General features: G+C 68.6%; 6 protein-coding genes and 1 pseudogene. 4 read left to right on the top strand and 3 right to left on the bottom strand.

Annotated features, from left to right (window positions below; genetic code table 11):
* Window positions 1-356, bottom strand: a pseudogene (locus H5J30_RS17400) (type III effector protein); the annotation flags it as partial.
* Window positions 357-482: 126 nt separating this feature from the next.
* On the opposite strand from H5J30_RS17400, the gene H5J30_RS17395 reads away from it, so the two are divergent.
* The 4 genes from H5J30_RS17395 to H5J30_RS17380 all read left to right on the top strand — a co-directional run bounded on the left by H5J30_RS17395 (window position 483) and on the right by H5J30_RS17380 (window position 2,567).
* Window positions 483-908, top strand: a complete 426-nt coding sequence (locus tag H5J30_RS17395; protein ID WP_181788340.1) for an Hsp20/alpha crystallin family protein — start codon at window positions 483-485, stop codon at window positions 906-908.
* A gap of 229 nt (window positions 909-1,137) precedes the next feature.
* Entirely contained in the window at window positions 1,138-1,587 is a 450-nt protein-coding gene (locus tag H5J30_RS17390) for a DUF2267 domain-containing protein (protein ID WP_181788339.1), read from the top strand.
* 280 nt (window positions 1,588-1,867) lie between these two features.
* Window positions 1,868-2,206 carry a DUF952 domain-containing protein gene (locus H5J30_RS17385; RefSeq protein WP_181788338.1) on the top strand — a complete coding sequence of 113 codons (339 nt, stop codon included), beginning with the start codon at window positions 1,868-1,870 and terminating at the stop codon, window positions 2,204-2,206.
* A 103-nt stretch (window positions 2,207-2,309) separates the two neighbouring features.
* Complete coding sequence (locus H5J30_RS17380; RefSeq protein ID WP_181788337.1) at window positions 2,310-2,567, top strand: hypothetical protein; 258 nt, start codon at window positions 2,310-2,312, stop codon at window positions 2,565-2,567.
* A 981-nt stretch (window positions 2,568-3,548) separates the two neighbouring features.
* On the opposite strand, the gene H5J30_RS35980 is transcribed toward H5J30_RS17380, so the two are convergent.
* Both H5J30_RS35980 and H5J30_RS17375 read right to left on the bottom strand, forming a co-directional pair.
* Complete coding sequence (locus tag H5J30_RS35980) at window positions 3,549-3,839, bottom strand: trypco2 family protein (protein WP_258563377.1); 291 nt, start codon at window positions 3,837-3,839, stop codon at window positions 3,549-3,551.
* A gap of 410 nt (window positions 3,840-4,249) precedes the next feature.
* Window positions 4,250-4,967, bottom strand: a 718-nt coding sequence (locus H5J30_RS17375; RefSeq protein WP_445194943.1) for a hypothetical protein, incomplete at its 5' end; no start/stop codon positions are given.

The following is a 4,967-nucleotide window of genomic DNA, read 5'->3' as shown; positions in this document are numbered from 1 at the left end:
TCACCGGTGGTACCGGCGGGCCCGGGGCGGCCGCGCAGGTAGCGCCGCTCGGCGGCCTGGCGGCTGGCGACACCGAGCGGGTGGGCCAGGTCGGCCCAGCTCGCCCCGGCGTCGCGGGCGGTTTCGATCAGGCCGGTCTCCCATCCGGCGAGCTGCTCGCGCACCTGCCGCAGCAGCACCAGGGAGGCGAGCGCCTGCTCCGGCCCGGGACCGGGCGCGTCAGGGACGTCCGGGGACTCTCGCTGGGCGCCCCGCACGGCGTCGTCGATGGCGTGCAGAGCTGCCGCGGCGGCGAGGAACGACGCCGGGCTCTGCGCGTTCGTGCTGGTCAGGGACGGCTCGTCGGCTGCGGTCACGGACACTCCCCTCCTCGTCATCAGGTGGACGACATCATGTTTGTCATCCATTGGATGACATGGTACAACGGTGTCAGTGAGGCGCATTGGCAGCAACTGCCTGAACCTGCTGGAGGTGTTTTCACGATGTTGATGCGCACTGACCCCTTCCGCGAGCTGGACCGCCTGGCGCAGCAGCTCATGGGCCCGGGCACCTGGTCCCGCCCGTCACCGATGCCGATGGACGCCTACCGCGACGGCGACGAGTACCTCGTGGCCTTCGACATCCCGGGCGTCACCGCGGACGCGATCGACATCGACGTCGAGCGGAACATGCTCACCGTCAGGGCTGAGCGGCGCCCGGCGGCGAAGTCCGGCGACGTGCAGATGGAGCTGTCCGAGCGGCCGCTGGGCGTCTTCTCCCGCCAGGTCATGCTCGCCGACACCCTCGACACCGAGCACATCCGGGCCGACTACGACGCGGGCGTGCTGACCCTGCGCATCCCGATCACCGAGCGCGCCAAGCCCCGCAAGATCACCGTCGGCTCCGGCCGCAAGGAGATCCCCGGCTGATCACCGTCCGGAGAGGTGCGGAGGGCGGAACTCCCCGCTCTCCGCACCTCCCTGAGCAGTCCGCGGCCGGACGGGGGGGGCTCCCTGCCGCCGGCCCGGACCTCATGGGCGCGATCCTGCTCCTGCTCAAGCCGCCCAGGACCCACCCTGCGGCCGTCCTGAGCCACGTGCCCCTTCCGCACGCCCGGTGCCAGAACACCGGCCACGAACAGAAAGGCGAATCACCCAAGTGATCTCCGACCGGCACGCACCGCCCCGGCGACCGTACGGGACGGCGTACGAGCAGATGCTGGAGAAGGTCCGCTACGAGGGCGCCTACCCCACCCGTGAGAGGGCCGACGAAGCCGTCCGCCTCGTTCTGGCCGGACTGGGGCGCCAACTGACCGGCGAGGAACGTGTCGACCTGGCCGGCTGCCTGCCCGTGGAAGCCGCGCGCGTGCTGACCGCGCAGATCCCCGACATCCAGCCGCTGACCGGCTGGGACTTCGTCGAGGACCTCGCCGCCGGCACCGGCGCTTCCCTCGCGACCACCCGCTGGGACGCCGGCTCCGTCTTCTCCGCCGTGGCCGCCTACGCCCGCCCCGTGCTGATAACCCGCATCCTCCGCCAACTCCCCACCGGCTACGCCCTGTTGTTCGGCCGTGCCGAACTCGCACCGGCCGCGCCGGCGAACCGATGACGGCGCAGCGTCCGGGTTTGTCCCAGGTCAGTGCGTACCGGGACAGTACGTGCCGGCGGAATCGAACGCCGGGCAGCAGACGCCGGGCGGCGGCCCGCACCTGTCCGTAGCTCATCTGCGGGTCGGCGACCGGCATGCCCTGTGGTCCGTGGGCGTTACGGAGCGTCTTCGTGATCCGTACGACCGGGGCCGGGTGGCCGGCGGCCGACTCGTGTGCGGCGGCGATCATGTCCGGCGACCTGTCGATCCTCGACTGCGCCGCCGTTCCTACGATGGGGGGATGACGACGGAGCTGTGGCACATCACCGAGCGGGCGCACTGGGAAGCCGCACGGCGGACCGGCGTGTACGAGCAGTCGACCCGCGGCCGCACCCTGGCCGAGGAGGGCTACATCCACTGCTCGCTGCCGCACCAACTCGCCCCGGTGGCACAGGCGCTCTACGGCACGCGCCCGGAAGAGGACCCGGTGGTGCTGGTCATCAACGTCTCACGCACCACGGTCCACCGGTGGCTGAAGGAGATGATCGACCTGCTCGCCGCGCGGGCCCCGCGCCTGGAGCGCGTCCTGGCGAAAATCACCCGGGAGGGTGGCAGCGTCGTGCTGCTCGACGGTCGCTGATACCCACCCAGCGCCAAACAGGCCTGCCCATGAAACGCCGCTGGTCAGCCAAGCACAAACCGCACGGGCTGCTGATCATCGCCCTGACATCAGGGGGCGGCTGTTGTGGATCTCCACCGCCCGCCCTGCACGCGGTTCGGAGAGCACCGCATGCCGCCACGACGACCTGGTCACCCGGCTTCGCGAGGCAGGTTTCGCGGCGATCGCCGACCTCGGCTTCGTCGGCCTGGACGACGAAGACGGCGACCCGGCGGTCATCAACGGCTACGAGCACGGCATCACCCGCCCACGCCACCCCCCTGACCCGCACGTTCAGGATGAACACAACTCTCTGCCTGAATGCGCGAGGTTAGTCACCTAGCCACTCATGCAGATCGTCATCCGGCGACTTCAGTTGGATGCCGTACTCCTGAAACCCAGTGATGAGCCCGCGCCCTCCCAAAAGAGCACTGACACCGGTCAAGGCCGCGACGGCGAAAGCCGGGACAGGGGAATCGGACGAGATGATGGGTCTCGGCCATAGCAAGACCACGCAGAGGCAACCAGAAGTCAACAGGAGTCCCAGAACACCGAGGGTTAACCGCAACCTACGGACCTTAATTGTGCGTTCCACGCTGTGGACTCGAACGGTGAGCTGCCTTCTGCACTTGCCGCAGTGCGCGTCGCGATGTTCGCTCCCGTGAGGGGGCCGGTGAACCTGGAACGGAACGGTTTCGTATCTGCGGTGGATGGTTCTCCCCGAGAATCGAACTTCATCATACTCATCGATGAGATGCCCCAGATAGATCGATACGTCCTCACCGATCTCCCGCAACTGGCTCACTCCCCTCCGGTATCAGGATCCAGCCTAAGTACCGTCATCGGGACCCCTCCCTAACCGTCCGGAGCGGCCAACAGCGCCCGTGCTCGGGCAGTGAGGTACGCGGGATCCTCCGGCTCCGTTGGTCGCATCTCCACCAGCGCCCCACCGAGGGGATTGTGGTACAGCGGCTCACCCGTGGCGCTGTATCCCACCAGGTCCTGTGCAGGGCGGGACGGTGCCCTCTCAAGCAGGTCCGGAAGTTGATATGCCTCCGTCTGCTCGCAGAGCCGGCCCCCTACGAGGTTGAGCGGATGCGCGGCGTCGGGTGAGTCACGATCCCCAGCGCGAGCGAAGACTCCTGCCAGCACTTCCCGTTTCGGACCGGTGTCGTCGTCGAACTGCAGCACCCGCAGTCCTCGGGCTTCCGGAATGCGTCCCGCGCGCACGGCCTCTCCGATCAGGGCTTGATCAAGTTCCGTAGGCGTTCCGGTTGTTGGTGATGCCCAGGATGGGGTGTGCTCAGGTGCCCTTCACGTGTAGCTACACCCCCGGCTCAGCGTTCGCCGACGACGTCATCATCCGCAACGAGGGCAGAGTGCAGGACACCGTCCAAACCAGAGGACTTGGGATGCAGCGTGAGGGTGATCCGCTGGGTCCTGCCCCCTCGGCGTCCGCGTCGAGGACAAGGAAGCGGACCCGGCTCTTGCCCCCGGCCTCGCGATCCACGGTGACGGCGGGCTCGATCTCTACCGACCCGAACTCGAACTGGACACCCTGCCCAGCCCCCTCCGTCGCAGCGTCCGTGAGCTGCTGCCGCAACTCACGGATCATCTCGGACAGTTCGATGGCCGTCATCCCCTCCGCTGGTGCGCTCCACAGCGCTTCCCGCATCGTATAGCTGCGCGAACGCCGGGGATGAGCGTCTCTGCCTCTCAGCGCACCGGGACAGTCCGACCTTCTGCTCCGTGCCCCAACCCGAACATCAACTAATGACCTGGCCGAGTAACGAATACTTCCGCGTAAAGTCGCCCCCGGAATTCGAGCACTGCCCCCGTCAGGGCGATGCTGTCCTGTCGCAGTGAGCCTGTCCGGTGGCGAGCCTCTGACCTGCTGTGGTGCCAGATCATTTGAGATCGACCGAATGGTTGTTCTCTACCGATCCCCCGACTTCCGTACCCGGCCTCCTTGCGGCAGTGGTGCGAGGACGTGCTGAAGCCGCCCTCACGGTCTGACCACCGCGCTCATTGGCGGACGGTGACGACGTCTGCGGGGACCAGCTCGGCCGCACCGTCGGCACGGTACGGGACCGTCCAGACCGAAGGGCCGGTGTCCGGGCGGCCGAAGAGGTCGCCCTTCTCGCACTCGAAGGTCAGCGGCTTGCCCGCCACCGAGGACCCCGCACCGCTGACCGCGGCGCAGAGCTGGCCGTCGGCGAGTTCGATGGTCAGGGCACCGGTGTACTCGTTGTTGCCGCCCAGCTCGTCGAGAAAGTCGTCCGAGGCTCCCGGCAGCGGCTCGGTCAGGTCCATGCGGATCAGCCGCTCGGGGGTCCTTCGGTCTGCGACGCAGAGCACGTAGGTGGCTGAGGGGTCGCTGGGGTTGCCGAAGCAGGGGTCTGACAGGGCGTTGTCGTCGGTCGCGCAGCGCCACGCGTCGAGGCGGTTCAGGAGCGGAGATCGCGTCCAGCAGCTGCCGGCGGCGGTGTCGGTCACCTCGACGGAATCGGCGGGGCGGCCGGCGATCTCATCCCAGGGCGTGAACTTCACCACCCGGGTAGGTCCTTGTCTCCCCTGGCTGTCCCCGCCGGCCGTGTTCCCCGGGCCCGGCCCACCGTCCCGGCTCTTTGTGCTCTTCGGACTCGGCCCGCCGTCCTGACTCGACGACGGGCTGTGCGGCTGCCCCGGGAGGGAGGGCGCGCCCCGCGGGTCGCCGCCGACGGGATCGGGGCGCAGCAGCACG

Source organism: Streptomyces phytophilus, from assembly GCF_013870535.1.
GTDB classification, from domain to species: Bacteria; Actinomycetota; Actinomycetes; order Streptomycetales; family Streptomycetaceae; genus Streptomyces; species Streptomyces phytophilus.
This window is presented reverse-complemented; position numbering and strand designations above follow the sequence as displayed.